Below are 26,210 nucleotides of genomic sequence, written 5' to 3'. Positions count from 1 at the left end.
ATCCTGCACGACCCACCACTTTAAAGTGGTACCGAGTAAAAATCTTCGAAGTCAGCACCCGAATGGGTCGTTAGCTCAGTTGGTAGAGCAGTTGACTTTTAATCAATTGGTCGCAGGTTCGAATCCTGCACGACCCACCACTTCGAAGAAAAAAATCCCGCAAGGGGTCGTTAGCTCAGTTGGTAGAGCAGTTGACTTTTAATCAATTGGTCGCAGGTTCGAATCCTGCACGACCCACCAGTGTAGAAAGGCGCCCTAAAGGCGCTTTTTTGCTATCTGCAGTACAACAAATGCTCCGCCCATCTATTCCCGGTGACTTTTCACGCCAGATTCGCTATCTTGTTTAGTATACAAAACACAATTGCCACGCGTTTTGCTATGTCAGGCAAATGAAAGGCAATATTGTTAAGCCCGTAAAACGAGAAGCCATAATGAGTGTGATGTTTGATCCTGAAGCCGCAATCTATCCGTTTCCGCCTAAACCTGTCCCACTGAGCCAGGACGAAAAGCAGTTCTACCGCGAGAAGATTAAACGTCTTCTTAAAGAGCGCGACGCGGTGATGGTGGCCCATTACTACACCGACCCGGAAATTCAGCAGCTGGCGGAAGAGACCGGGGGCTGCATTTCTGACTCACTGGAGATGGCGCGCTTCGGTGCACGACATCCCGCTTCCACGCTGCTGGTTGCCGGCGTGCGTTTTATGGGCGAAACGGCAAAGATCCTGAGTCCGGAAAAAACCATTCTGATGCCCACGCTTAACGCGGAGTGTTCCCTGGATCTCGGCTGTCCGATTGAGGAATTCACGGCCTTCTGTGATGCCCACCCTGAACGGACCGTGGTGGTTTACGCGAACACGTCGGCAGCAGTGAAAGCGCGGGCAGACTGGGTGGTCACGTCAAGCATTGCCGTTGAGCTGATTGAACATCTGGATAGTCTGGGGGAGAAAATTATCTGGGCGCCTGATCGCCATCTCGGCAACTATGTTCAGAAGCAGACGGGGGCTGACGTACTCTGCTGGCAGGGCGCCTGTATCGTTCATGACGAGTTCAAGACGCAGGCGCTGGCGCGCATGAAGGCGCTTTACCCTGACGCCGCCATTCTTGTGCACCCTGAATCTCCGCAGTCGATTGTCGACATGGCGGATGCCGTGGGTTCAACCAGCCAGCTTATTAACGCGGCCAGGACTTTACCTCACAAGCAGCTTATCGTCGCGACCGATCGCGGTATCTTCTACAAGATGCAGCAGGCCGTGCCGGAGAAAGAGCTTCTCGAAGCGCCTACGGCAGGAGAGGGGGCAACGTGCCGCAGCTGTGCGCATTGCCCGTGGATGGCGATGAACGGCCTGAAAGCGATTGCCGAAGGGTTAGAAACCGGTGGTGCGGCGCATGAAATCCACGTGGATGCTGCCCTGCGTGAGGGCGCGTTAATTCCGCTTAACCGCATGCTGGATTTTGCAGCTACACTACGTACTTAATTCACTACGCCCCGGGGAAAAGATGGATTTTTTTAGCACACAGAACATTCTGGTTCATATACCGATTGGTGCAGGTGGCTATGACCTGTCATGGATTGAGGCCGTTGGTACGCTGGCGGGATTATTGTGTATCTGGCTGGCAAGCCTTGAGAAGATCAGCAACTATGCGTTCGGGCTGATTAACGTCACGCTGTTTGCGATTATCTTCTTCCAGATCCAGCTGTACGCCAGCCTGCTTTTGCAGCTGTTCTTCTTTGCGGCCAATATTTACGGCTGGTATGCGTGGTCGCGTCAGAACAGCCAGCAGGAGGCAGAGCTGCAGATTCGCTGGCTGCCCTTGCCGAAAGCCATCGCCTGGTTTGTCGCCTGCGTGCTGGCCATTGGCTTAATGACCGTCTACATCAATCCGGTGTTTGCGTTCCTGACCCGCATTGCCGTTTCGGTCATGTCCGGCATCGGCCTGAACGTGACGATGCCAGAGCTCCAGCCGGATGCTTTCCCGTTCTGGGATTCCTGCATGATGGTGCTGTCGATTGCGGCGATGATTCTGATGACCCGTAAATACGTTGAGAACTGGCTGCTGTGGGTCATCATCAACGTTATCAGCGTAGCGATCTTCGCCCTGCAGGGCGTCTATGCCATGTCGCTGGAATATCTGTTGCTGACCTTCATCGCGCTGAACGGTAGCCGGATGTGGATTAACAGCGCGCGTGAGCGAGGCTCTCGCGCGCTTTCCAGCTAGTGGTCATGATGATGTGAATGACCGGACTGCGCCTCGTTAAGGTGGCAGTCCGGTCCGCTACAGGGCTGATACTCCATCTGAACGGTGGCATGGCTAATGTCGTAGTGATGTTCCAGGAAGTGCTGGATGCGATCTAGCAGCGCATCGTGGTCGTGAGGCGGGATCACCTGGACATGAAGCGTCATGACCGGTTTCTCCCCCACCAGCCAGACGTGCACGTGGTGGACATTACGGACTTCCGGAACAGTACGGCGCAGGTTGCGCTTCAGCTCGTCGATGTCCATGGATGCCGGAGCCCCTTCAAGCAGTTCATTCACGCTCTCCTTCAGCAGCCGCCAGGCGCTGCGCAAGACCAGAAACGACACCAGCACGGACAGAATCGGATCGACAGGCGTCCAGCCGGTATAGAGGATCACCAGCGCGGCGACAATCGCCCCGACTGAACCGAGCAGATCCCCCAGCACATGCAGAGCCGCCGCGCGCACGTTAAGGTTCTTTTCCCCGCTGCCGCGGTGCAGAATCCAGAAGGCCAGGATATTCGCCACCAGCCCTGCCACGGCAATCACCATCATGGTCGCCCCGGCAATCGGCTGAGGATGTCTGAAGCGCTGAATGGCCTCCCAGACGATAAGAATGGTAATGATCACCAGGGCAATCGCGTTAACAAAGGCGGCAAGGGTCGTCAGCCTCAGCCAGCCGAAGGTATGGCGTGTATTGGGGGGACGACGGGCAAACTGTACGGCCAGAAGGGCGAAAAGTAGCGCCGCTGCATCGGTAAGCATATGCCCGGCGTCAGCCAGTAGCGCCAGAGAGCCGGAGACCAGACCGCCGATGACCTCAATAATCATGAAGGTTGCGGTGACGCCGAAGGCCAGCAGCAATCGTTTAGCGTTGTCGTCGCCGGCGGCGTGGGAATGTGTGTGTGCCATGTTATCTTTCCTGATTCGTTATCGTTTTTAGTGTAGCGTTTTTAATAGGTTACTCAAAAAGAAAGGAGAGCCTTAGCTCTCCTTTTATCATTAATTTCACAGCCGGTTACTGAGTAGTACCATCTGTTTTAGTATTGGCATCATCTCCCACTTTGTCATTCGTGTCGGGACATTTGCCATCTTTACACATGGAGTTCTTATGAACTTCATCTTTGCTCATGCTGTCATGATTCATGGTGCCGGAGTCAGTACCGTTGGGATGCAGCATGGTGCCGCCGGTGTTGCTGTTGCCGGTATTGATCTGGCTGTTGTCGACATTATTCGGGGCAATATTCTGTTTCGCATCGGGGGCGGGCTGGCCTGCTGCTGCTGCCGCATTCGCATCCCCGTTGCTGTCTGATGTGCCCGTTTCCGCGGCCAGGACGCTACCGCTGGCCAGAGTGAGTGTGGCGGTCAGGAAGAGGGTTGCCAGTTTTGTCATTTTCATCATGGTGCTCCTGTTCTTGTCGTTAAGCTGGATAACAGTCTCCAACAGTGCATCTGTTTTAGAGGCGAAAGATTCCGCCTTACGGACTTACGTCAGTAGGGAATCGCGTTTAAGCGTGTAAAATTGGCTGTTACAGTTAAAAAGCTTAGGTTAGATCTCATTTTTCGCTATTTTGTGGCGATTTTTAGGCGAATTCCAGGAATTATCTGCGTGAAGTGTAAAACCGTGTTTACACTTCCTGGTCGACAAGATAGATTGAAAGGATTGCTTTCATTACTAAAGATATGGCAGAGCTGGAAAGAAAATGAATTATCAGAACGACGATTTACGCATTAAAGAGATCAATGAGTTATTACCTCCTGTAGCGCTCCTTGAGAAATTCCCCGCCACTGAAAATGCCGCAAACACGGTTTCTCATGCTCGTAAAGCGATCCATAAGATCCTGAAAGGTAATGACGATCGTCTTCTGGTGGTAATTGGCCCGTGCTCCATTCACGATCCTGCAGCCGCGAAAGAGTACGCAGCCCGTCTGCTCACCCTCCGTGAAGAGCTGAAGGACGAGCTGGAAATCGTGATGCGCGTCTATTTTGAAAAACCGCGCACCACCGTGGGCTGGAAAGGGCTGATTAACGATCCGCACATGGATAACAGCTTCCAGATCAACGACGGTCTGCGCATTGCGCGCAAGCTGCTGCTGGAGATCAACGACAGCGGCCTGCCTGCGGCCGGTGAATTCCTGGACATGATTACTCCCCAATACCTGGCAGACCTGATGAGCTGGGGCGCAATTGGTGCCCGCACTACAGAATCTCAGGTTCACCGCGAGCTGGCGTCCGGTCTTTCTTGCCCGGTGGGTTTCAAAAACGGCACTGACGGCACCATTAAGGTGGCTATCGACGCTATCAACGCAGCGGGCGCGCCGCACTGCTTCCTGTCCGTGACCAAATGGGGTCATTCCGCCATCGTTAACACCAGCGGTAACGGCGACTGCCATATCATTCTGCGCGGCGGCAAAGAGCCGAACTATAGCGCAAAACATGTCGCGGAAGTGAAGGTCGGGCTGGAAAAAGCCGGGCTGCCACCGCAGGTCATGATCGATTTTAGCCATGCCAACTCCAGCAAGCAGTTTAAAAAGCAGATGGAAGTGGGTGCAGACGTCTGCCAGCAGATTGCCGGCGGTGAGAAATCGGTGATTGGGGTAATGATCGAAAGCCATCTGGTTGAAGGTAACCAGAACCTGGAAGGCAGTGAACCGCTGGTGTATGGCAAAAGCGTGACCGATGCCTGCATTGGCTGGGACGATACCGATACCATCCTGCGTCAACTGGCGAATGCGGTAAAAGCGCGTCGCGGCTGAATTCTCAGGCACAAATAAAAAAGCGCGGAAGGCTCCGCGCTTTTTTTATGTCTGGCGAAAATTACTTCGCTTTACCCTGGTTTGCGACAGCCGCTGCTTTCGCCGCGATCTCATCTGCGTTACCCAGATAGTAGTGTTTGATTGGCTTGAAGTTTTCGTCGAACTCATACACCAGCGGTACGCCAGTTGGGATGTTCAGTTCGAGGATTTCGTCTTCACCCATGTTGTCCAGGTATTTCACCAGCGCACGCAGGGAGTTACCGTGAGCAGCGATGATCACGCGCTCGCCGCTTTTCAGGCGTGGCAGAATGGTTTCGTTCCAGTAAGGCACAACGCGGTCGATGGTCAGCGCCAGGCTCTCGGTGGTTGGCAGCTCAGCGTCGGTCAGTTTCGCGTAACGCGGGTCGTGACCAGGGTAGCGCTCGTCATCTTTGGTCAGCTCTGGTGGGGTGACCGCGAAGCCGCGACGCCACTGTTTAACCTGCTCGTCACCGTATTTCTCAGCGGTTTCCGCTTTGTTCAGGCCCTGCAGCGCACCGTAGTGACGTTCGTTTAGTTTCCAGGACTTCTCAACCGGCAGCCAGGCCTGATCCAGTTCGTCCAGCACGTTCCACAGGGTGTGGATGGCACGTTTCAGCACAGAGGTGTAAGCAAAATCAAAGCTGAAGCCTTCTTCCTTCAGCAGTTTACCTGCTGCTTTTGCTTCGCTTACGCCTTTCTCAGACAGATCAACGTCGTACCAACCGGTAAAGCGGTTTTCGTTGTTCCACTGGCTTTCGCCGTGACGCACCAGGACCAGCTTAGTAATAGCCATCTCTTACTCCTCAAGCATTTTTAGAATGATAACAATTCTCATTATATTGCCGTGGCCGTGCCACCAGCAACGCTTAACCCTAACCATAGCGAAAATAGTCTCTGAGTGTAAGATGCTTGTGAATCCAGGGTTATGATTTTGTCTGCGATCGGCGCTATTTTCAGCAAGGCACGCAGAAAAAAGCCCTCCGGAGGGAGGGCTGGATATTAATGTGGAATAAAATGATATTCCGTCACGCTCACGTACTCTTCACCCGGGCGCAACACGCAGTCCGGCTGTGGCCATTCAGGATGGTTCGGGCTGTCCGGCAGGAACTCGCTCTCCAGCGCCAGGCCTTGCCAGTCACTGTACTCATCGTGTTCGCGCGCCGTCGTGCCTCCGAGGTAGTTGCCTGAGTAAAACTGCAGGGCAGGGGCGGAGGTATAAACCGTCATCTGCAGTTTCTCATCCGCAGACCAGACCTGCGCGGCAGGCTGTTTCACATCGCCTTTGGCCTGCAGCAGGAAAGCGTGATCGTAGCCTTTCACCTTGCGCTGATCGTCATCACTCATGAAATCCTGGGCGATGGTCTTCGCGCTGCGGAAGTCAAAGCTGGTGCCGCTCACGTCTTTGAGGCCCTTATACGGAATGCCCATCTCGTCAACCGGTAGATACGCATCCGCCAGGATCTGCAGCTTGTGGTTGCGAACGTCGCACTGGCTACCGTCCAGGTTGAAATACGCGTGATTGGTCAGGTTGACCGGACACGGCTTATCGACCGTCGCACGGTATTCAATGGCGATACGGTTGTCGTCGGTCAGCGTAAAGCGCGCGGATGCGACAAGGTTCCCCGGGAAGCCCTGATCGCCTTCAGGCGAATCCAGCGAGAACAGCACTTCGCCATCGTTTTGACGAACAATCTTCCAGCGGCGTTTATCGAACCCGTCCGGACCGCCGTGCAGCTGGTTCTCACCCTGGCTTGGAAGCAGGGTGTACTGCACGCCGTCGAGTTCAAAACGGCTCTTCGCGATGCGGTTAGCATAGCGCCCAACGGACGCGCCCAGATAGGCGGACTGATTGACGTACTGCTCAGGCGAGGCGCAGCCGAGCAAGGTCTCGCGCACGCTGCCGTCCGGCATCGGTACGCGGGCAGAAAGAAGGGTTGCCCCCCAGTCCATCACCGTAACGACCATCCCCGCGCTGTTGCGCAGGGTCAACAGGCGATACGGCAGACCATCCGGTGCAAGGGTAGGTGTTTCGTTTAGCACTGTCCGGCTCCTTGTGATGCTTTACAAACATAGAAGGTTTCTTTGATACCCGTTTTTACTTCGTACTGCTTCGCCACGGCATCCTGCACGGCAGGGACCAGCTCTTCTGGCACCAGCGCAACGATGCAGCCGCCAAAACCACCGCCCGTCATGCGCACCCCGCCCTTGTCACCAATGGTTGCTTTAACGATGTCCACCAGGGTGTCGATCTGCGGAACGGTGATTTCAAAATCATCGCGCATGGAGGCGTGAGACTCCGCCATCAGCTCACCCATGCGTTTCAGATCGCCTTTCGCCAGCGCGGACGCGGCTTCAACGGTTCGGGCATTTTCCGTCAGCACGTGACGAACGCGTTTAGCGACAACCGGATCCAGCTCGTGCGCCACTTTGTTAAATTCATTGAGCGTTACGTCGCGCAGGGCTGGCTGCTGGAAGAAGCGGGCGCCGGTTTCGCACTGCTGGCGGCGGGTGTTGTATTCGCTGCCCACCAGCGTGCGCTTAAAGTTGCTGTTGACGATCACCACAGCCGCGCCTTTCGGCAGGGGAACGGCTTTGGTTCCCAGCGAACGGCAGTCAATTAACAGGGCATGCTCTTTTTTGCCCAGCGCGGAGATCAGCTGGTCCATAATGCCGCAGTTACAGCCCACGAACTGGTTTTCTGCTTCCTGACCGTTCAGGGCGATTTGCGCGCCGTCCAGCGGCAGATGATAAAGCTGCTGGAACACGGTGCCCACGGCGACTTCCAGAGACGCAGAGGAGCTTAAGCCCGCACCCTGCGGCACGTTGCCGCTGATGACTAAATCCGCACCGCCAACGTTCTTGTTGCGATTGTGAAGGTGTTTCACCACGCCGCGCACGTAGTTAGACCACTGCTGGCTGTCGTGCGTCACAATCGGGGCATCGAGGGAAAACTCGTCCGTCTCATTACCGTAATCCGCCGCAATCACGCGAACTTTACGGTCGTCGCGCTTCGCGCAGCTGATGACGGTCTGGTAATCGATGGCGCACGGCAGCACGAAACCGTCGTTATAGTCGGTGTGTTCACCGATCAGGTTAACGCGGCCTGGCGCCTGGATAACGTGGGTGGCAGGGTAGCCAAATTTCTCAGCAAACAGGGATTGTGTTTTATCTTTCAGACTCATTTTTTAGACTCCTGATTCGCGATAGTGGACGTCGCTAACGGCACGCAGACGTTCTGCCGCCTGTTCCGCCGTCAGGTCGCGCTGGGTTTCCGCCAGCATTTCATAGCCCACCATAAATTTACGTACCGTCGCAGAGCGCAGCAGCGGCGGATAGAAATGGGCGTGCAGCTGCCAGTGTTGATTCTCTTCGCCGTTAAACGGGGCGCCGTGCCAGCCCATGGAGTAAGGGAAGGAGCACTGGAACAGGTTGTCGTAACGGCTGGTGAGCTTTTTCAGCGCCAGGGCAAGGTCGTCGCGCTGCGCGTCGCTAAGATCGGTGATGCGCTGCACGTGCGCTTTCGGCAGCAGCAGCGTTTCAAACGGCCAGGCGGCCCAGTAAGGGACGACGGCCAGCCAGTGTTCGGTTTCCACCACGGTGCGGCTGCCGTCGGCCAGCTCACGCTGGGTGTAGTCCACCAGCATCGGCGAACCGTTTTCCGCGAAATACGCTTTCTGCAGACGGTCTTCACGCTCGGCTTCGTTAGGCAGGAAGCTATTCGCCCAGATCTGGCCGTGCGGGTGCGGGTTTGAGCAGCCCATGGCCGCGCCTTTGTTTTCGAACACCTGCACCCACGGATAGCTCTGCCCCAGCTCTGCGGTTTGCGCCTGCCAGGTGCTGACGACCTCTTTCAGCGCGTCCACGCTCAGCTCCGGCAGCGTTTTGCTGTGATCGGGCGAGAAGCAGATCACGCGGCTGGTTCCGCGCGCGCTTTCGCAGCGCATCAGCGGATCGTGGCTTTCCGGTGCGTCCGGCGTGTCGGTCATCAGGGCGGCAAAATCGTTGGTGAACACGAAGGTGCCTTTGTAGTCAGGGTTTTTGTCCCCGGTGACGCGCGTGTTGCCCGGACAGAGGAAGCAGTCCGGGTCATGCTGTGGCAGCGTCTGTTTTGCAGGCGTCTCCTGAGCCCCCTGCCAGGGGCGCTTGGCGCGATGCGGAGAGACCAAAATCCATTGCCCGCTTAACGGGTTAAAACGACGATGCGGATGATCGACGGGATTAAATTGCGTCATGACGGATCCTTAGTCCGGATAGCCTTGCGGGTGGCGTGACTGCCAGTGCCAGGTATCCTGTGCCATTTCATCAAGCGTGCGCGTCACACGCCAGTTGAGCTCTTTGTCGGCTTTGGTGGCATCGGCCCAGTAAGCAGGCAGGTCGCCATCACGACGCGGAGCGAAGTGGTAGTTCACCGGCTTACCGCAGGCTTTGCTGAAGGCGTTAACCACGTCCAGCACGCTGCTGCCGACCCCGGCGCCGAGGTTGTAAATATGCACGCCCGGCTTGTTGGCCAGCTGCTGCATGGCCGCAACGTGACCGTCGGCCAGATCCATCACGTGGATGTAGTCGCGCACGCCGGTGCCGTCTTCGGTAGGATAGTCCTTGCCAAAAATCGCCAGCGAGTCGCGGCGACCCACGGCAACCTGGGCGATATAGGGCATCAGGTTGTTCGGGATGCCCTGCGGATCTTCACCCATGTCGCCAGACGGATGCGCGCCGACCGGGTTGAAGTAGCGCAGCAGCGCGATGCTCCACTCCGGCTGTGCTTTTTGCAGGTCGGTCAGGATCTGCTCCACCATCAGCTTGCTTTTGCCGTACGGGCTTTGCGGGGTACCGGTCGGGAAGCTTTCAACATAAGGGATTTTGGGCTGATCGCCGTAGACGGTGGCGGAGGAGCTAAAGATAAAGTTTTTGACGTTGGCCGCACGCATGGCGGAGATGAGACGCAGGGTACCATTGACGTTGTTGTCGTAATACTCGAGCGGCTTCGCAACGGATTCACCGACCGCTTTCAGACCCGCGAAGTGGATCACCGCTTCGATGGCGTGGTCGTGAAGGATCTCGGTCATCAGCGCTTCGTTGCGGATGTCGCCTTCCACGAAAGTCGGTTGTTTACCGCCAAGGCGTTCAATCACCGGCAGCACGCTGCGCTTACTGTTGCACAGGTTGTCGAGGATGATGACGTCGTGACCGTTTTGCAGCAGTTGCACGCAGGTATGACTACCTATGTAACCGCTACCACCTGTTACCAAAACTCGCATATTTCGCTCCATTGGGCTTATGGTATGTAATAACCATAGCATAACAGAGACGCGAAAAGTGTGACATGGGATAAAATAGTGGAATCGTTTACACTCGTTTTCACACTCGCTTTTACAATGACTCCGAGCATTCTAGATCAAAGAGATAGCGATGTATTGATGCAAGTTATCTGAAAAAGAGGAGGGCAGAGCCCTCCACGGTTAATCGACGTTGCTGAGAAGGTAGCGATAACCCTCACCGTCCGGCACAAACTCCAGGCGATGCGTGATGCAGGCGGGGGCATCTTCGGCATGGTGTGAAACGAACAGCAGCTGCGTTTCACCTTCGCTAATCAGCACGTCCACAAAGCGGCGGATAAGCTGTCGATTCAGCGGATCGAGTCCCTGCAGCGGTTCGTCGAGGATCAGAAGCGTGGGGTGTTTCACCAGCGCGCGAACGATCAGGGCCAGGCGCTGCTGCCCCCACGACAGACTATGAAACGGCGCGTCAGCGACCCGGTTGTCCATGCCCAGGATATCCAGCCACTGCTGGGCCAGCTTGTGCTGTTTGTCCGACACCGCCTGATAAATACCGATGGAATCAAAATACCCGGAAAGGATCACGTTGCGTAACGTGGTACTGACCCGGTAATCCAGATGCAGGCTGCTGCTGACGTAGCCGATATGTTTTTTAATATCCCAGATGGTTTCGCCGCTGCCGCGACGCCGACCAAACAGCGTCAGATCGTTGCTATAGCCCTGCGGGTGATCGCCGGTGATCAGGCTCAGCAGCGTGGATTTCCCCGCGCCGTTAGGGCCGACAATCTGCCAGTGTTCGCCGGGATTGACCGTCCAGCTTAGACGGTTGAGGATCGGGCGATCGTCATAAGAGACTATCCCATCCTGCAGCACGATGCGCGGCTGGTGGGGATCGAGCGCATGGCGGGCCGAAGGGGCGTCAGGTTCCGGGAGAGTAATTCCGTCGAGTTGTTCACTGTGCGCGAGCTGGGCAATGAGCGCCTGCTTGAGCAGCGCTGTTTTTTCACCGGTCTCGGTCAGGTTACAGTCGGCCAGTATGCCCGCGTGCTGAATAAAGTCCGGAATTTCATCGAAGCGGTTAAGCACCAAAACCAGGGTATATCCCTGCTGATTAAGCGACTCCAGCAGGGCCGCCAGCTGCGCACGGGACTGCACGTCAAGACCATCAAACGGTTCGTCGAGGATAAGCAGCTCGGGCTCGCTCATCAGCGCCTGGCAAAGCAGCGTTTTTCGCGTCTCGCCGGTAGAAAGGTATTTAAAGCGCCGGTTCAGCAGGGCGGTGATGCCGAACCGTTCTGCCAGGCGCTGACAGCGGGCGGGATCTTTCACCTCATCCTGAATAATTTCCGCCGTCGTACGGCCGGTATCTTCTTCGCCTGGGCTGAGCAAATCGGTGTTATTGCGCTGCCACTCCTCGCTTACCAGCTTTTGCAGCTGTTCAAATGACAGGCGCGTCAGGCGCGTAAAGTCGCTATGGTATTCGCCCTTGAGGAGAGGGAGTTCGCCGGCCAGCGCTCGGGCCAGCGCGGATTTACCGCTGCCGTTAGTGCCGACAAACGCCCAGCTTTCACCCGCGCGTATCGTCAAATCAGCAATCGTCAGCGTTCGGGTATCGCTAAGACGAAACGTGCCTTGCGAAATATGCAATGATGACATGATTTATCCCTGTTTTTGCAGCAATAGATATCAGGGATACGCACTGTCGGCGCGATTGTCAATGCGCTCAGCACAATGTGGCGATAATCACCCGGTCTGCGTTGAACCAGGCGGTAACGACAGAACCTTCTTCTAAACCGTCCGCTTCGCTAAGCGGTATCGTCGCGCAAAGCGGTTGTCCGTCTGCCAGGGTCATCAGCACTTCGCACTGCGCCTGGCCGCGTTCGATATGGCTAATTGCGCCCTGGAGCTGGTTATCGGCCGCCTTTGCGGCGTCGGGATCGCGAGTGATATTGACCCACGGCGCTTTCAGCAGCACCAGCACCTCTTTACCTTCATCGAGCTCAAGGCGCTCTGCGCTCTGCGCCGTTATTGCGGCCTTCAGACGGGTGGTGCCATCGGCAAGCAGGATCTCAATATGCTGCTGTACCTGGAGATTGTCGCGCGCTGTCACCGTACCAAACCACTGGTTGCGGGCGCTGGTTTGTAACGAGAAGCGGGAAATGGCGGCCAGCAAGCTGTCCAGCGGAACGTTATCGTCGTCGCTCAACACATCAAACGCCTTTTGCTGGATCTGGGCCAGCAGATCGTAAAGCTGAATAAGGCGCTGGCCGTAACGCGTCACGATTGCACCGCCGCCGCCTTTGCCGCCTGTGGCTCTGTCCACCAGCGGCTGTTCACTCAGGGTGTTCATTTCGTTGATGGCGTCCCAGGCGCTTTTGTAGCTGATGCCCGCGTTTTTCGCCCCCTGGCTAATTGAGCCCGTTTGTTCTATTTGTTTAAGCAGGGCGATACGTCGCGGATCGGCGAAAAGCTTTTGCTGAAGTCGTAGAGTGAGAAGAATTTCGGCCTGCATAACAGTGTCCTGGCAAAAAGAGTATTGTGGCCTAAATGGTTCAAGGCGCAAAGGGTACCGCACAAAAGGGGATGTTTTTCTCACTTGAAAAGGTAGAATGAGCCATTCACAATATCTGGAGAAAACCATGTTAGAGTTGTTGAAAAGTCTGGTATTCGCCGTGATCATGGTACCAGTAGTGATGGCCATCATCCTCGGTGCCATCTACGGCCTGGGTGAAGTGTTCAACGTCTTTTCGAACATTGGTCACAAAGACCAGGCTAAAAAGCAGCATTGATTCCCCACAAAACGCCCGGCGAGTCCGGGCGTTTTGGTCTCAAGATTTTCCCGTTTACGCCGATATTATTTAACGCATCACACCGGTTTACCCCTTCAGCGGTACGATTAAACGCTGGGATCTCCCTGACGTTATCGTTATATTAATATGTATATAACGCTACTCACAGGAGTTACAGATGGCACGTTCATGGGTACGCCTTTTTGCAGGGGCAACGCTGACGCTTTCACTTACCGGACACGCGCTGGCGGACGAAGGTAAAATCACGGTCTTTGCGGCGGCGTCGCTGACCAACGCGCTGCAGGATATCGCGGCGGCATATAAGAAAGATAAAAATGTCGAGGTGGTCTCCTCTTTTGCCTCTTCCTCTACGCTGGCGCGCCAGATAGAAGCGGGCGCACCGGCGGATCTGTTCATCTCGGCTGACCAGAAGTGGATGGATTACGCGGCGGAGAAGAAATCGATTGATGCCACATCCCGCGAAACGCTGCTGGGGAATAGCCTGGTTGTCGTGGCGCCAAAAGCCAGCGCGCAGGCGGACATCACCATCAACAAACAGACCAACTGGACGAGCCTGCTGAACGGTGGCCGTCTGGCGGTGGGCGACCCGGAGCACGTTCCGGCCGGGATTTATGCCAAAGAAGCGCTGCAAAAGCTGGGCGCATGGGAGACATTGTCACCGAAACTGGCCCCGGCGGAAGACGTGCGCGGCGCTCTGGCGCTGGTAGAGCGCAATGAAGCCCCGCTGGGCATTGTGTATGGCTCTGATGCCGTTGCCAGTAAAGGGGTAAAAGTGGTCGCAACGTTCCCGGAAGACTCCCATAAGAAAGTGGAATATCCTGTTGCGATTGTTGATGGACATAAAAATGCGGCCGTGACGGCCTTCCGCGATTACCTGAAAGGGCCGGAGGCGTCCGCAATCTTTAAACGTTATGGATTTACGACTCACTGATGATATTGACCGATCCTGAATGGCAGGCTGTTCTGCTGAGCCTTAAAGTCTCTTCCCTGGCGGTTGCGCTGAGTTTGCCCTTTGGGATCTTCTTTGCCTGGCTACTGGTTCGCTGTCAGTTTCCCGGCAAAACGCTGCTCGACAGCGTGCTTCATCTTCCGCTCGTTTTGCCGCCCGTGGTGGTCGGTTACCTGCTGCTGATTTCGATGGGGCGACGCGGTTTTATCGGCGAGAAGCTCTACGAATGGTTTGGGCTGACGTTTGCGTTTAGCTGGCGCGGTGCGGTGCTGGCGGCGGCGGTGATGTCATTCCCGCTGATGGTGAGGGCGATACGCCTCGCGCTGGAAGGCGTGGATATGAAGCTCGAACAGGCAGCCCGCACGCTGGGCGCAGGGCGCTGGCGCGTCTTTTTCACCATCACGCTACCCCTTACGCTACCGGGCATTATTGTCGGGACGGTGCTGGCCTTCGCCCGCTCGCTGGGAGAGTTTGGCGCGACGATCACCTTTGTGTCGAACATCCCCGGCGAGACGCGAACCATCCCGTCGGCAATGTATACTCTGATTCAAACGCCGGGCGGTGAAGGCGCGGCGGCGCGGCTGTGTATTATTTCAATTGTGCTGGCGCTGGTATCGCTGATGGTGTCTGAATGGCTGGCGCGGCTCAGCCGCCAGCGGATGGGGAAATAAGCATGCTGGAACTCCATTTCACCCAGACGCTGGGAAACCATACCCTGACGCTTAACGAGACGCTGCCGGCAAGCGGAATCACCGCTATCTTTGGCGTGTCGGGGGCGGGAAAAACGTCGCTGATTAATGCCATCAGCGGCCTGACCCGCCCGCAGTCTGGCCGTATTGTCCTGAATGACCGCGTCCTGAATGACGTGGAGAACAAAATTTACCTCTCGCCGGATAAACGCCGCATCGGCTATGTTTTCCAGGACGCGCGCCTGTTCCCGCACTACAGCGTGCGCGGCAACCTGCGTTACGGCATGGCGAAAAGCATGGCCGGGCAGTTTGATAAGCTGGTGACGCTTTTAGGCATTGAACCTCTGCTCGACAGGCTGCCATCCTCGCTTTCCGGCGGAGAAAAACAGCGTGTGGCCATTGGCCGCGCGTTGCTGACCGCCCCCGAGCTGCTGCTGCTCGACGAACCGCTGGCCTCGCTCGATATTCCGCGTAAACGCGAACTTCTGCCTTATCTACAGCGCCTGACGCGGGAAATTAATATTCCTATGCTCTACGTCAGCCATTCGCTGGATGAGATCCTCCATCTGGCCGACAAGGTGCTGGTGCTGGAAGAGGGCAGCGTGAAGGCCTTCGGCAACCTGGAAGAGGTGTGGGGCAGCAGCGTCATGCACCCGTGGTTACCCCGGGAACAGCAGAGCAGCATTCTTAAAGTGAGCGTTCTGGAACATCATCCGCACTACGCGATGACCGCCCTGGCGCTGGGCGACCAGCATCTGTGGGTCAATAAGATCGACAAACCGCTACAGTCCGCGCTGAGAATTCGCATCCAGGCGTCGGATGTCTCGCTGGTGCTGCAGCCGCCGCTGCAAACCAGTATTCGAAATATTCTGCGCGCCAAAGTCGCGGAGTGTTTTGATGATAACGGGCAGGTGGAAGTGAAGCTTGAAGTCGGCAGCAGGACGCTCTGGGCGCGCATCAGCCCTTGGGCGAGGGATGAGTTAGGGATCAAACCCGGCCTGTGGCTTTACGCGCAAATTAAGAGCGTCTCGATCACCGCCTGATTACAGCAGGTGGGTATAAATGTACTGTGCGATGCTGTCGGTGGTGTTGTCACCAATCACCACGTTGGCGCGGGATTTGACCGCGTCGTCGGCATTGCCCATCGCCACGCCGGTACCGGCGGCTTCCAGCATGCTAATGTCGTTGTAGTTGTCGCCGAAGGCGATCACGTCACGCATCGACCCGCCCTGAGATTCCACATACTGCGTCAGGCGCTTGCCTTTGCTGTTGCCTTTGCGGGCAATGTCCACCTGGTCATGCCAGGACCATTCGCACTCCAGACCCAGCGTTTGTTCCACGTGTTTTGCGAAGGTATTCAGTTTGGTGGTGTCTTCATCGGTCAGGGCGAATTTCCAGATTGCCTCAACCTCCTGGGCTGCCTGACGCAGGGAGGAAACCTGGGTAAAGACCGGACGCTGCGCTTCAGGCAGGGACAACGCCCAGTTGCTGGTGCGCACCACATGGCCAGTAGGGCGCTCGTACACCATCGCGTTATCCACGTACATCAGGCCGTGAACGGCATGCTCATCCAGAAGATCGATCAGCTGCAGCGCCTGGGGAACCGGCAGCGGGTCGGATTCTAAAACCTTTTTTGCCTGATAATCATACAAATAAGTGCCATTACAACAAATTGCAGGTGTATCTAACGCCAGTGCCTGATAAAAAGGGTGAATGGCAACGTGATGTCGACCCGTTACGATAAGGAGTTGATATCCCACTTCCTGCGCGCGTTTTAGCGCCTCAAGGGAGGAGGGGAGAAGGGTTTTTTGCGGCGTCAGTAAGGTACCGTCTAAATCCAGAGCAATCACACGCGAGGTCATCTGTTTTCCCGGGTTAATATTGAATTTACGTTTTGATGGGATGGTACACCGAGAGGCGAACGCTTCAAAACTCCTGTCGACAATTCAGCATTCACCGTCAAAAGTTAACTACTTTCATGCGCAGTGAGGAGTGAATATTCATGAAACAAACCGTTTATACCGCCAGTCCTGAAAGCCAGCAGATCCACGTCTGGCGTTTAAATACCGAAGGGACACTCACGCTGGTTCAGATTGTTGATGTGCCAGGCCAGGTGCAACCGATGGTCATCAGCCCGGATAAACGTTTCTTGTACGTGGGTGTGCGCCCGGAGTTCCGCGTGCTGGCCTATCGCATTTCTCCGGACGATGGTGCGCTGACGTACACTGCCGAAGCACCGTTGCCGGGCAGCCCAACCCATATCTCGACCGATCGTAAAGGCAACTTTGTCTTCAGCGGCTCTTATAACGCGGGCTGCGTCAGCGTAACGCGTCTGGAAGATGGTATTCCGGTCGAAACCGTGGATGTGGTGGAAGGGCTTGAAGGCTGCCACTCGGCGAATATCTCTCCGGATAATCGCACGCTGTGGGTGCCTGCCCTGAAGCAGGATCGTATCTGCCTGTTCACCCTGAGCGACGATGGTCATCTGGTGGCGCAGAATCCTGCCGAAGTGACTACCGTTGAAGGTGCCGGCCCGCGCCATATGGTCTTCCATCCGAACCAGCAGTACGCCTACGTGGTCAATGAGCTGAACAGCTCTGTGGACGTATGGGAGCTGAAAGATCCAAACGGTCAGATTGAGTGCGTGCAGACGCTGGACATGATGCCGTCTGACTTCTCCGACACCCGCTGGGCGGCGGATATCCACATTACGCCAAATGGCCGCCATCTGTACGCCTGTGACCGTACCTCCAGCCTGATTACCGTCTTTAGCGTATCTGAAGACGGCAGCGTGCTGGCGATTGAAGGGTTCCAGCCAACGGAAACCCAGCCGCGCGGCTTTAATATCGATCACAGCGGTAAATACCTGATTGCGGCGGGGCAGAAATCCCACCACATCGCGCTGTATGAAATTAAAGGCGAGCAGGGGTTATTGGAAGAGAAAGGACGTTACGCCGTAGGCCAGGGGCCAATGTGGGTCGTGGTCAACGCTCACTAAGCGGCTAAAAACAAAAAACCTCGCGAATGCGAGGTTTTTTTATGCCCGGTGGCAGTGCGTCTACCGGGCCTACGGGTTATGTATGCCGGGTAAGGCGAAGCCGCCACCCGGCAAAACATCTTACTGCTTCGGCTCAGCAACCACTTTGCTACCCAGACCGCGGTTGTTGTATTCCCACATGCGGTTGAAGTTAGCGTCGTTCAGGTTGCGCAGCACGTTCCCTTTATCATCCACCGCGCCGGTATTGCCAGAGAATGGACGTTTGGAGATCGCGGCATCAGCCCACGGCTTCGCCATGTTGAAGCCTTCGTTGATCACGCTGTCGCGGATCACGACCTGACCGTTGGTCGCAGAGTCCACGTCCAGGGAGCGTCCCAGCTGCGCCACGCCGTCACCGGCAGCATTAAAGCGGCTGTTCACGGCCAGGAAGCCGTAGAAGAGGTTAGACTGGGTTGCCGGAGCAAACACGTAACCTTCCTGCTGAGTACGTGAGTTCACCACGCGGAAATCGGTATTATCAAACACCACCGCGCCGCGACCGGACACCAGATCCACGTCACCTTCAACGTAGCTGTTGGTCACCAGGGTACGGGTCAGGCGGTTATTCTGCAGGGTGTTCTGCACACCGCTGTTGGTCACGAAGAAGGTGTTCTGACGGCCCAGAATGTTGACGTTATTAATCTGCACCTTATCGCCATCGCTACGCAGCGCAACGGCCTGGTGGCTTCCGGCATCCACGCTGTCGCCCAGGGTATTCTGAATGGTCAGGTTCTGCAGCTGCAGACCGTTATTCTGAGACCAGAACACCGCCGAGCACATCACGCCAATGGTGGCGGAACGCTTGCTCTGGCAGTTATCAAACATATACCACGCCGGTTTGCCCGGCATATATTTACCGGCCGTGTTCACCAGGTGACGCCAGGTGTTGCTGTCGATTTCGGAATCAATCGCCAGGCCAATTTTTACGTCGATCGCTTTTTCGCCCAGACCGTAAAGCGTAATGCTGCCAGGGGCCGCCGGAACATACACGGTGCCTTCATATTCACCCGGCAGGATCGCGATGTACTGGCGAGACGCGCTGTGTTTAGTGATGGCAGCATCAACCGCAGCCTGAATAGAGGTATGCGTTACGCCCTGCGCACCCGCCGGGCCAACCACGAAGTCCGGCTGTTTAGGGAGATTGATAGAAGACGGTGTCCACGGCGCAGCGTTAGGATCCATCGCCGAGAAGTAGTGCGCACGATCGAAGTTCTTCGCTTCATCAGCGGACAAAATCGGGCGGGAGGCGGTACCGGGCGCAACCTGCTCAGAAGGGCGCTGATCCGGTGGTGTTGAACTGCATGCGGATAAGGTCACGCCAAAGGCGAGTGCTAACGCCAGACGGGAAATCCTGGAAATGTTCAAGGTAGAGCTCCTGGGTATGCAAGTCTTAAACGGGATAGACGAAATAGCCTGCTTTTTTATACTAAGTTGAGCGAAACGGGAAGATAAAAAGGGTAAAAGTTGCATTTTTAGCCCCGGAGCGGCAGGTAAGTGATCACAAATAAATAACATTTTCAGTCAAGGCGGTTGACAGTAGACGGTGGATGCAAATAAATGTCTATACAACCTAAGACAAGTGGAATGCCCCATGCAGCAGATTCATCCCGACGATGTAATATGGCGAAATGCGCGACTGGCTACGATGGCGCCGGACATACCTGCGCCTTATGGACTGAAAGAGCAACACGCCCTGGTCGTGCGCGGCCACACTATTCTGGCCGCGATCCCTGAATCTGAAATTCCTTCCGGACACCGTCACTGTGTCGATCTTCAGGGACGTCTGGTCACGCCTGGCCTGATTGACTGCCACACCCACCTGGTATTTGGCGGCGACCGCGCGGCGGAGTGGGAGCAGCGTCTGAACGGCGTCTCTTATCAAACCATCAGCGCCCAGGGGGGCGGGATTAACGCTACCGTGACGGCGACGCGCAGCAGCTCAGCCGAAACCTTGCTGAAACTGGCGCAGCAGCGGCTCCAGCGTCTCATGAATGAAGGCGTAACGACCGTTGAAATCAAATCGGGATACGGGCTTAACGCCGAGGCCGAAGAGAAGATGCTGCAGGTTGCCCGCCAGCTGGGCCTCAATAATCCGATCGATATCAGCCCAACGCTGCTGGCGGCCCATGCGGTTCCGCCGGAATACCGGCAGGATCCGGATGCCTACCTCACGCTGGTCTGCGAGCAGATACTGCCCATGCTGTGGCAAAAAGAGTTATATGAAGCAGTCGACGTGTTTTGTGAAAACGTCGGCTTTACCCCGTCGCAAACCGAACGCCTCTTCAAGGCCGCCGCCGCGCTGGGTATCCCGGTGAAAGGGCATGTCGAACAGCTGTCGAATCAGGGCGGCGCGGCGCTGGTCAGCCAGTATAAGGGCCTTTCCGCCGATCATATTGAGTATCTCGACGACGCAGGCGTTCAGGCAATGGCGGAAAGCGGCACGGTTGCCGTCCTGTTGCCGGGTGCGTTCTATTTTCTTCAGGAGCGCCAGCGCCCGCCGGTTGAACAGCTCAGAAAACAGGGTGTGCCGATGGCTGTCGCCACCGACTATAACCCCGGCACCAGCCCGTTTGCGAGCCTGCACCTGGCGATGAACATGGCCTGCGTCCAGTTTGGCCTGACCCCGGAAGAAGCCTGGGCTGGCGTCACGCGCAATGCCGCGCAGGCGCTGGGCCGTGGCGCAACCCACGGGCAGCTGCGGGAAGGGTTTGTCGCTGATTTTATCGTCTGGGATGCTCATCATCCGGTTGAGATGGTCTACGAGCCGGGACGCAATCCGCTGTATCAACGTATTTTCCGTGGGGAGGCAGTATGAGGTTATGGCGGCCCGTAGCTAAAACCGTCTGGCAGGGGCGCGACGACAGCGCCGAGGCCAGCAGTGCAAAGCGCATTTTCCAGACGATAAAGCAGCAGGGCCAGTTCACGCCGCTTTCATCCGGCATCGCGCTGATAGGCTTTGAATGTGATGAAGGGGTAAAACGCAATCAGGGCAGGCCCGGCGCAGTGCATGCACCGGATATGCTGCGAAAAGCGCTGGCAAATATGGCAAGCCATCAGGGGCATGACCGGCTGGCGGATATGGGCTCGGTGTACGTTGAAGGCGGCGAGCTGGAAGCGGCGCAGCGGGCGTTAAGCGATGCCGTCACCGCCTGTCAGCAGTCCGGGATGCGGACGCTGGTGTTTGGCGGCGGGCACGAAACCGCCTGGGCGCACGGTCGCGGCGTGCTGGACGCCTTCCCGAACGAGCGGGTTGTCATTATCAACCTTGATGCCCATCTCGATCTGCGCAAGGCTGACCGGGCCACATCCGGCACCCCGTTTCGCCAGCTGGCGCGCTACTGCGATGAGCGCGGGCGGGAATTTCACTATGCCTGCCTTGGCGTGAGCCGGGCGGCGAACACGCTGGCGCTGTGGGATGAGGCCGAACGCCTGAACGTCACGCTGGTGGAAGATCTCCATTTCAGGCGCGATGCGCTATCCGCGCTGGAAAGGGTGCTGGCGCAGGCCGATCGTATCTATCTGACGATCGACCTTGACGTCCTGCCCGCCAGCGAAATGCCTGCCGTGTCCGCACCGGCTGCGTTAGGCATACCGGCGCTGGATCTTCTCCCGGTTATCGAACAAATCTGCCGTAGCGGTAAGCTACAGGCCGCCGATCTGGTAGAGTTTAACCCGCAGTACGATCGGGACGGGCAGGGCGCTAAGCTCGCCGCCCGCCTGGCCTGGCAAATTGCTCACTGGTGGGCATAACACTATTCAAGGAGTCACGATGTTTTCACGCTCACCTCTGCCGCAGTCGAGCCCTCCCGCGCCTTTCTATGAAAAGGTGAAGCAGGCAATTAGCGAAAAAATCGCTACCGGCGTCTGGCGGCCGCACGATCGCATTCCTTCGGAGGCCGAGCTGGTGGCGCAGTTTGGTTTTAGCCGGATGACCGTCAACCGGGCGCTGCGCGAGCTGACCGACGAAGGGCTTCTGGTGCGCCTGCAGGGCGTGGGGACGTTTGTGGCGGAACCGAAAGGACAGTCGGCGCTGTTTGAAATCCGCAGCATTGCGGACGAGATAGCCGCGCGTAATCATCAGCACCGCTGTGAGGTGCTGGTGCTCGAAGAGACCCAGGCCAGCGCCGAGCAGGCCACGGAGCTTAACGTCAAGGAGGGAAGCCGCATTTTCCACTCCGTGATGGTGCATTTCGAAAACGACATTCCGGTGCAGATTGAAGATCGCTGCGTTAACGCTGAGCGGATACCGGACTATCTGAACCAGGATTACACCCAGACCACGCCGCATGCCTATCTCTCGCTCGTCGCACCGCTGACGGAAGGGGAGCACATTGTGGAGGCCGTGCGCGCCACGCCGCAGGAATGCGAAAGGCTACGCATTAAAGAGCACGATCCGTGCCTGCTGATCCGCCGCCGAACCTGGTCCTCGTCGCACATTGTGTCGCATGCCCGACTGCTTTTCCCGGGGAATCGCTACCGGCTGCAGGGCCACTTCATGTCATAAGTTTTATAAGCGTGATCGCTAACGCAATATAACAAAATTGTATCTTTTTTGTTAAATCTGACCTTGTGTGTGCTTGTCTATACAAGTATATCTAAATGCATCATCTGTCCCCTATGAGGAGCACACAATGTCGTCAGGTAAATACCGCCAGCAGGACGTCCGCGCCGCGCGCGGCACCACGCTTACCGCCAAAAGCTGGCTCACCGAAGCCCCGCTGCGCATGTTGATGAACAACCTCGACCCTGAGGTGGCGGAGAACCCCCACGAGCTGGTGGTCTACGGCGGCATAGGCCGCGCCGCGCGTAACTGGGAATGCTATGACGCAATTGTAAAATCCCTGACCGAACTCGAAAACGACGAAACCCTGCTGGTACAGTCCGGCAAGCCGGTTGGCGTGTTCAAAACGCACAAAAACGCGCCGCGCGTGCTGATCGCTAACTCTAACCTCGTGCCGCACTGGGCTACCTGGGAACACTTCAACGAACTGGACGCGAAAGGGCTGGCGATGTATGGCCAGATGACCGCGGGGAGCTGGATCTACATCGGCAGCCAGGGGATCGTGCAGGGCACCTACGAAACCTTCGTGGAAGCCGGTCGCCAGCACTACAACGGCTCGCTGAAAGGCCGCTGGGTATTGACCGCGGGTCTTGGCGGCATGGGCGGCGCGCAGCCGCTGGCCGCCACGCTTGCCGGCGCGTGCTCGCTGAACATTGAGTGCCAGCAGAGCCGCATTGATTTCCGTCTGCGTACCCGCTACGTCGATGAGCAGGCAACCGATCTGGACGATGCGCTGGCTCGCATCAAAAAATACACCTCCGAAGGCAAAGCGGTGTCGATTGCCCTGTGCGGCAACGCGGCGGACATTCTCCCGCAGCTCGTCGCCCGCGGCGTACGTCCGGATCTGGTCACCGACCAGACCAGCGCCCATGACCCGCTGCACGGTTATCTGCCAAAAGGCTGGACGTGGGAAGAATATCAGCAAAAAGCGGAAACCGACCCGGAAGGCACGGTGCTTGCCGCGAAACGCTCCATGGCCGAGCACGTCTCCGCCATGCTGGCCTTCAGCCAGATGGGCATTCCGACCTTTGACTACGGCAACAACATCCGCCAGATGGCGAAAGAGATGGGCGTGAATAACGCCTTTGACTTCCCGGGCTTCGTTCCTGCCTATATTCGCCCGCTGTTCTGCCGCGGCATCGGTCCGTTCCGCTGGGTTGCCCTGTCCGGCGACCCGGAGGACATCTACAAAACTGACGCCAAAGTGAAGGAGATCGTCGCCGACGACGAACACCTGCATCGCTGGCTGGACATGGCTCGCGAGCGCATTAACTTCCAGGGCCTGCCGGCGCGTATCTGCTGGGTAGGGCTGGAGTGGCGGCAAAAACTCGGCCTCGCCTTCAACGAAATGGTGCGCAGCGGTGAAGTCTCCGCGCCGATCGTCATCGGCCGCGACCACCTGGACTCCGGCTCCGTCGCCAGCCCGAACCGCGAAACCGAAGCCATGCGCGACGGCTCGGATGCGGTCTCCGACTGGCCGTTGCTGAACGCTCTGCTGAATACCGCCAGCGGCGCGACCTGGGTGTCGCTGCACCACGGCGGCGGCGTGGGGATGGGCTTCTCCCAGCATTCCGGGATGGTCATCGTCTGCGACGGAACCGATGAAGCCGCCGCGCGTATCGCTCGCGTACTGCACAACGACCCGGCAACCGGCGTGATGCGTCACGCGGATGCGGGTTACGAAATTGCCATTGACTGTGCCAAAGAGCAGGGCCTTAACCTGCCGATGATCCCTGCCACACAAGGAAAGCATTAATGAACGCATTAACACTCACTCCCGGCTCGCTGACGCTCAAGCAGCTGCGTAACGTCTGGCGTAAACCGGTCACCCTTTCGCTGGATGCAAGTGCCCACGCCGCCATTAACGACAGCGTCGCCTGCGTCGAAGCCATCGTTGCCGAAGGGCGCACGGCCTACGGGATTAACACCGGCTTTGGCCTGCTGGCGCAGACCCGCATCGCGACACACGATCTGGAAAACTTACAGCGTTCGCTGGTGCTGTCACACGCGGCGGGCGTGGGTCAGCCGCTGGATGATGAGATTGTCCGTCTGATGATGGTGCTCAAAATCAACAGCCTGGCCCGCGGCTTCTCAGGCATTCGACTGAGCGTGATTCAGGCGCTGATGGCGCTGGTCAATGCGGAAGTCTATCCGTGGATCCCGGCAAAAGGTTCCGTCGGCGCATCCGGCGATCTTGCGCCGCTGGCGCACATGTCGCTGCTGCTGCTGGGGGAAGGCAAAGCGCGCTGGCAGGGCGAGTGGTTTCCTGCGAAAGAGGCGCTGAAAAAAGCCGGGTTAAACCCAATCACCCTGGCGGCGAAAGAGGGGCTGGCGCTGCTGAACGGCACGCAGGCATCGACCGCTTTCGCGCTGCGCGGCCTGTTTGAAGCGGAAGATCTGTTTGCCTCGGCGGTGGTGTGCGGTGCGCTGACCACCGAAGCCGTGCTGGGCTCGCGTCGCCCGTTCGATGCCCGCATCCACGAGGTGCGCGGTCAGCGCGGGCAGATTGATGCCGCCGCGATGTACCGTCACGTGCTTACCGACACCAGCGAGATCGCGGATTCACACCACAACTGCGAAAAGGTGCAGGATCCCTATTCCCTGCGCTGCCAGCCGCAGGTGATGGGCGCGTGTCTGACGCAGCTGCGTCAGGCGGCAGAAGTGCTGCTGGTGGAGGCCAACGCGGTGTCCGACAACCCGCTGGTGTTCGCCCAGGAAAACGAGGTGGTTTCCGGAGGCAACTTCCACGCCGAGCCGGTGGCAATGGCGGCGGATAATATCGCCCTGGCGATTGCCGAAGTCGGCGCGTTGTCCGAGCGCCGCATCGCGCTGATGATGGATAAACATATGTCCCAGCTGCCGCCGTTCCTCGTGCGTAACGGCGGGGTCAACTCGGGCTTTATGATTGCCCAGGTGACCGCGGCGGCGCTGGCGAGCGAGAACAAAGCCCTGTCGCACCCGCACAGCGTGGACAGCCTGCCAACGTCAGCTAACCAGGAAGATCACGTTTCGATGGCACCGGCTGCCGGACGTCGTCTCTGGGAAATGGCCTCCAACACCCGCGGCGTGCTGGCTGTGGAGTGGCTGGCGGCATGTCAGGGTGTCGATCTGCGTGAAGGGCTAAAATCCAGCCCGCTGCTGGAGCAGGCGCGTCATGCGCTGCGCGAGCACGTATCGCACTACGATGACGACCGCTTCTTTGCGCCGGATATTGATAAGGCGATGCAGCTTCTGGAAGAGGGAAGCCTTGTAGGACTGCTACCTTCAGTGCTGTGATTTTTTGCCCTAACCCTCTCCCACAGGGAGAGGGAATTGCCCGGTTTTCTCCCTCTCCTTGTGGGAGAGGGCCGGGGTGAGGGCATCAGCCCGCACTATTATGAATACATCGCCGTAATCGACGCGCTGCCAAGCGAATGGAAATGCACGTTAAAGCCCACCATCGCGCCGCTCGCCCCTTCATCGACCTCAATCTTCTCCACATCCAGCGCGTGCACCGTGAAGATATAGCGGTGGGTTTCCCCTTTTGGCGGCGCCGCGCCGCCGTAGCCCGCTTTACCAAAATCGGTGCGCGTCTGAATGGCACCTTCAGGCAGGGCAACCAGGCCTGAACCGGAGCCCTGCGGCAGGACGCGCGTGTCGGCAGGCAGGTTCGCCACAATCCAGTGCCACCAGCCGGAGCCGGTAGGCGCATCCGGGTCGTAGCAGGTCACGACAAAGCTTTTGGTTCCGGCCGGAACCTCGTCCCACGCCAGGTGCGGGGAGATATTGTCTCCCTGATACCCCATGCCGTTGAATACGTGGCGTTCCGGCAGTTTTTCACCGTCGCGCAGATCTTTACTGATGATTTTCATACGGTTTACCCTCGTTGATCGCTCGT

25 protein-coding genes and 2 tRNA genes are annotated in these 26,210 nt (G+C 57.3%); 15 read left to right on the top strand and 12 right to left on the bottom strand.

Annotated elements, in window-relative coordinates:
* Positions 1-64 precede the first annotated feature (64 nt).
* From UTM25_RS15990 to pnuC, 4 genes are all read left to right on the top strand, one after another.
* Positions 65-140, top strand: a tRNA-Lys gene (locus UTM25_RS15990).
* Between the two features lie 24 nt (positions 141-164).
* Positions 165-240, top strand: a tRNA-Lys gene (locus UTM25_RS15985).
* 191 nt (positions 241-431) lie between these two features.
* Positions 432-1,475: a quinolinate synthase NadA gene (gene nadA / locus UTM25_RS15980; protein WP_194399849.1), complete on the top strand. Its 1,044-nt coding sequence runs from the start codon at positions 432-434 to the stop codon at positions 1,473-1,475.
* A 22-nt stretch (positions 1,476-1,497) separates the two neighbouring features.
* Positions 1,498-2,217 carry a nicotinamide riboside transporter PnuC gene (gene pnuC / locus UTM25_RS15975; protein WP_023616436.1) on the top strand — a complete coding sequence of 240 codons (720 nt, stop codon included), beginning with the start codon at positions 1,498-1,500 and terminating at the stop codon, positions 2,215-2,217.
* Here pnuC and zitB read toward each other — a convergent pair.
* Together zitB and UTM25_RS15965 are read right to left on the bottom strand one after the other, a co-directional pair.
* Positions 2,214-3,146, bottom strand: a complete 933-nt coding sequence (zitB, locus tag UTM25_RS15970; RefSeq protein WP_194399850.1) for a CDF family zinc transporter ZitB — start codon at positions 3,144-3,146, stop codon at positions 2,214-2,216. The genes pnuC and zitB overlap by 4 nt on opposite strands.
* Before the next feature lie 106 nt (positions 3,147-3,252).
* Positions 3,253-3,633 (bottom strand): protein YbgS, encoded by a 381-nt coding sequence (locus UTM25_RS15965; protein WP_194400101.1) that lies wholly within the window; start codon positions 3,631-3,633, stop codon positions 3,253-3,255.
* Between the two features lie 304 nt (positions 3,634-3,937).
* On the opposite strand from UTM25_RS15965, the gene aroG reads away from it, so the two are divergent.
* Positions 3,938-4,990, top strand: coding sequence for a 3-deoxy-7-phosphoheptulonate synthase AroG (gene aroG / locus UTM25_RS15960; RefSeq protein ID WP_194399851.1), 1,053 nt, complete (start codon positions 3,938-3,940; stop codon positions 4,988-4,990).
* Positions 4,991-5,051: 61 nt separating this feature from the next.
* Here the strand turns inward: aroG and gpmA are convergent, their stop codons facing one another.
* The 7 genes from gpmA to modE form a co-directional block, all read right to left on the bottom strand.
* A complete protein-coding gene (gpmA, locus tag UTM25_RS15955; RefSeq protein ID WP_008501111.1) occupies positions 5,052-5,804 on the bottom strand; it encodes a 2,3-diphosphoglycerate-dependent phosphoglycerate mutase in 753 nt (250 codons plus the stop codon).
* A 206-nt stretch (positions 5,805-6,010) separates the two neighbouring features.
* Positions 6,011-7,051 (bottom strand): galactose-1-epimerase, encoded by a 1,041-nt coding sequence (gene galM, locus UTM25_RS15950; protein WP_194399852.1) that lies wholly within the window; start codon positions 7,049-7,051, stop codon positions 6,011-6,013.
* Positions 7,045-8,193, bottom strand: coding sequence for a galactokinase (gene galK, locus UTM25_RS15945; RefSeq protein ID WP_320715041.1), 1,149 nt, complete (start codon positions 8,191-8,193; stop codon positions 7,045-7,047). The genes galM and galK overlap by 7 nt, the downstream gene beginning before the upstream one ends.
* A 3-nt stretch (positions 8,194-8,196) precedes the next feature.
* Positions 8,197-9,243, bottom strand: a complete 1,047-nt coding sequence (galT, locus tag UTM25_RS15940; protein ID WP_063440600.1) for a galactose-1-phosphate uridylyltransferase — start codon at positions 9,241-9,243, stop codon at positions 8,197-8,199.
* A 9-nt stretch (positions 9,244-9,252) separates the two neighbouring features.
* On the bottom strand, positions 9,253-10,269 hold the full coding sequence (gene galE, locus UTM25_RS15935; RefSeq protein ID WP_194399854.1) for a UDP-glucose 4-epimerase GalE: 1,017 nt from the start codon (positions 10,267-10,269) through the stop codon (positions 9,253-9,255).
* A 201-nt stretch (positions 10,270-10,470) separates the two neighbouring features.
* On the bottom strand, positions 10,471-11,943 hold the full coding sequence (gene modF / locus UTM25_RS15930) for a molybdate ABC transporter ATP-binding protein ModF (RefSeq protein WP_194399855.1): 1,473 nt from the start codon (positions 11,941-11,943) through the stop codon (positions 10,471-10,473).
* Between the two features lie 67 nt (positions 11,944-12,010).
* Complete coding sequence (modE, locus tag UTM25_RS15925; protein ID WP_194399856.1) at positions 12,011-12,799, bottom strand: molybdenum-dependent transcriptional regulator; 789 nt, start codon at positions 12,797-12,799, stop codon at positions 12,011-12,013.
* Between the two features lie 127 nt (positions 12,800-12,926).
* Between modE and UTM25_RS15920 the strand changes: the two genes are divergently transcribed.
* The 4 genes from UTM25_RS15920 (at position 12,927) to modC (ending at position 15,778) form a co-directional block, all read left to right on the top strand.
* Complete coding sequence (locus UTM25_RS15920; RefSeq protein ID WP_023310811.1) at positions 12,927-13,076, top strand: AcrZ family multidrug efflux pump-associated protein; 150 nt, start codon at positions 12,927-12,929, stop codon at positions 13,074-13,076.
* Positions 13,077-13,254: 178 nt separating this feature from the next.
* Positions 13,255-14,028, top strand: coding sequence for a molybdate ABC transporter substrate-binding protein (modA, locus tag UTM25_RS15915; RefSeq protein ID WP_194399857.1), 774 nt, complete (start codon positions 13,255-13,257; stop codon positions 14,026-14,028).
* The gene (gene modB, locus UTM25_RS15910; RefSeq protein WP_194399858.1) at positions 14,028-14,717 is read left to right on the top strand and encodes a molybdate ABC transporter permease subunit; all 690 of its coding nucleotides are present in this window, start codon (positions 14,028-14,030) and stop codon (positions 14,715-14,717) included. The genes modA and modB overlap by 1 nt, the downstream gene beginning before the upstream one ends.
* Before the next feature lie 2 nt (positions 14,718-14,719).
* Entirely contained in the window at positions 14,720-15,778 is a 1,059-nt protein-coding gene (gene modC, locus UTM25_RS15905; protein WP_029742082.1) for a molybdenum ABC transporter ATP-binding protein ModC, read from the top strand.
* Here the strand turns inward: modC and UTM25_RS15900 are convergent, their stop codons facing one another.
* Complete coding sequence (locus tag UTM25_RS15900; RefSeq protein WP_194399859.1) at positions 15,779-16,597, bottom strand: pyridoxal phosphatase; 819 nt, start codon at positions 16,595-16,597, stop codon at positions 15,779-15,781.
* Positions 16,598-16,737: 140 nt separating this feature from the next.
* Between UTM25_RS15900 and pgl the strand changes: the two genes are divergently transcribed.
* Positions 16,738-17,733, top strand: a complete 996-nt coding sequence (pgl, locus tag UTM25_RS15895; RefSeq protein WP_194399860.1) for a 6-phosphogluconolactonase — start codon at positions 16,738-16,740, stop codon at positions 17,731-17,733.
* Between the two features lie 120 nt (positions 17,734-17,853).
* On the opposite strand, the gene UTM25_RS15890 is transcribed toward pgl, so the two are convergent.
* Positions 17,854-19,137, bottom strand: a complete 1,284-nt coding sequence (locus tag UTM25_RS15890; protein WP_194399861.1) for a putative acyl-CoA thioester hydrolase — start codon at positions 19,135-19,137, stop codon at positions 17,854-17,856.
* Positions 19,138-19,363: 226 nt separating this feature from the next.
* Between UTM25_RS15890 and hutI the strand changes: the two genes are divergently transcribed.
* From hutI to hutH, 5 genes are all read left to right on the top strand, one after another.
* Positions 19,364-20,587, top strand: a complete 1,224-nt coding sequence (gene hutI / locus UTM25_RS15885) for an imidazolonepropionase (protein WP_194399862.1) — start codon at positions 19,364-19,366, stop codon at positions 20,585-20,587.
* Positions 20,584-21,522, top strand: coding sequence for a formimidoylglutamase (gene hutG / locus UTM25_RS15880; RefSeq protein ID WP_194399863.1), 939 nt, complete (start codon positions 20,584-20,586; stop codon positions 21,520-21,522). Before hutI ends, hutG begins: the two co-directional genes overlap by 4 nt.
* A gap of 19 nt (positions 21,523-21,541) precedes the next feature.
* The gene (locus UTM25_RS15875; protein WP_023310841.1) at positions 21,542-22,276 is read left to right on the top strand and encodes a histidine utilization repressor; all 735 of its coding nucleotides are present in this window, start codon (positions 21,542-21,544) and stop codon (positions 22,274-22,276) included.
* Between the two features lie 127 nt (positions 22,277-22,403).
* A complete protein-coding gene (gene hutU / locus UTM25_RS15870) occupies positions 22,404-24,089 on the top strand; it encodes a urocanate hydratase (RefSeq protein ID WP_194399864.1) in 1,686 nt (561 codons plus the stop codon).
* A complete protein-coding gene (gene hutH / locus UTM25_RS15865; RefSeq protein ID WP_194399865.1) occupies positions 24,089-25,609 on the top strand; it encodes a histidine ammonia-lyase in 1,521 nt (506 codons plus the stop codon). Before hutU ends, hutH begins: the two co-directional genes overlap by 1 nt.
* A 98-nt stretch (positions 25,610-25,707) precedes the next feature.
* Here the strand turns inward: hutH and UTM25_RS15860 are convergent, their stop codons facing one another.
* Positions 25,708-26,184, bottom strand: coding sequence for a kinase inhibitor (locus tag UTM25_RS15860; RefSeq protein WP_010428810.1), 477 nt, complete (start codon positions 26,182-26,184; stop codon positions 25,708-25,710).
* Positions 26,185-26,210: the final 26 nt, after the last annotated feature.

The organism is Enterobacter sp. 61D5, assembly GCF_034107965.1.
Classification (GTDB): domain Bacteria; phylum Pseudomonadota; class Gammaproteobacteria; order Enterobacterales; family Enterobacteriaceae; genus Enterobacter; species Enterobacter cloacae_M.
Note: the sequence above shows the minus strand (reverse complement) of the source record. Positions and strands in the feature narration are given on the sequence as shown.

Excerpts from the sequence above, each read along its gene's own strand:
- nadA (WP_194399849.1), top strand. The coding sequence starts at position 432 with ATGAGTGTGATGTTTGATCCTGAAGCCGCAATCTATCCGTTTCCGCCT.
- pnuC (WP_023616436.1), top strand. The coding sequence starts at position 1,498 with ATGGATTTTTTTAGCACACAGAACATTCTGGTTCATATACCGATTGGT.
- zitB (WP_194399850.1), bottom strand. The coding sequence starts at position 3,146 with ATGGCACACACACATTCCCACGCCGCCGGCGACGACAACGCTAAACGA.
- UTM25_RS15965 (WP_194400101.1), bottom strand. The coding sequence starts at position 3,633 with ATGAAAATGACAAAACTGGCAACCCTCTTCCTGACCGCCACACTCACT.
- aroG (WP_194399851.1), top strand. The coding sequence starts at position 3,938 with ATGAATTATCAGAACGACGATTTACGCATTAAAGAGATCAATGAGTTA.
- gpmA (WP_008501111.1), bottom strand. The coding sequence starts at position 5,804 with ATGGCTATTACTAAGCTGGTCCTGGTGCGTCACGGCGAAAGCCAGTGG.
- galK (WP_320715041.1), bottom strand. The coding sequence starts at position 8,193 with ATGAGTCTGAAAGATAAAACACAATCCCTGTTTGCTGAGAAATTTGGC.
- galT (WP_063440600.1), bottom strand. The coding sequence starts at position 9,243 with ATGACGCAATTTAATCCCGTCGATCATCCGCATCGTCGTTTTAACCCG.
- galE (WP_194399854.1), bottom strand. The coding sequence starts at position 10,269 with ATGCGAGTTTTGGTAACAGGTGGTAGCGGTTACATAGGTAGTCATACC.
- modF (WP_194399855.1), bottom strand. The coding sequence starts at position 11,943 with ATGTCATCATTGCATATTTCGCAAGGCACGTTTCGTCTTAGCGATACC.
- modE (WP_194399856.1), bottom strand. The coding sequence starts at position 12,799 with ATGCAGGCCGAAATTCTTCTCACTCTACGACTTCAGCAAAAGCTTTTC.
- UTM25_RS15920 (WP_023310811.1), top strand. The coding sequence starts at position 12,927 with ATGTTAGAGTTGTTGAAAAGTCTGGTATTCGCCGTGATCATGGTACCA.
- modA (WP_194399857.1), top strand. The coding sequence starts at position 13,255 with ATGGCACGTTCATGGGTACGCCTTTTTGCAGGGGCAACGCTGACGCTT.
- modB (WP_194399858.1), top strand. The coding sequence starts at position 14,028 with ATGATATTGACCGATCCTGAATGGCAGGCTGTTCTGCTGAGCCTTAAA.
- modC (WP_029742082.1), top strand. The coding sequence starts at position 14,720 with ATGCTGGAACTCCATTTCACCCAGACGCTGGGAAACCATACCCTGACG.
- UTM25_RS15900 (WP_194399859.1), bottom strand. The coding sequence starts at position 16,597 with ATGACCTCGCGTGTGATTGCTCTGGATTTAGACGGTACCTTACTGACG.
- pgl (WP_194399860.1), top strand. The coding sequence starts at position 16,738 with ATGAAACAAACCGTTTATACCGCCAGTCCTGAAAGCCAGCAGATCCAC.
- hutI (WP_194399862.1), top strand. The coding sequence starts at position 19,364 with ATGCAGCAGATTCATCCCGACGATGTAATATGGCGAAATGCGCGACTG.
- hutG (WP_194399863.1), top strand. The coding sequence starts at position 20,584 with ATGAGGTTATGGCGGCCCGTAGCTAAAACCGTCTGGCAGGGGCGCGAC.
- UTM25_RS15875 (WP_023310841.1), top strand. The coding sequence starts at position 21,542 with ATGTTTTCACGCTCACCTCTGCCGCAGTCGAGCCCTCCCGCGCCTTTC.
- hutU (WP_194399864.1), top strand. The coding sequence starts at position 22,404 with ATGTCGTCAGGTAAATACCGCCAGCAGGACGTCCGCGCCGCGCGCGGC.
- hutH (WP_194399865.1), top strand. The coding sequence starts at position 24,089 with ATGAACGCATTAACACTCACTCCCGGCTCGCTGACGCTCAAGCAGCTG.
- UTM25_RS15860 (WP_010428810.1), bottom strand. The coding sequence starts at position 26,184 with ATGAAAATCATCAGTAAAGATCTGCGCGACGGTGAAAAACTGCCGGAA.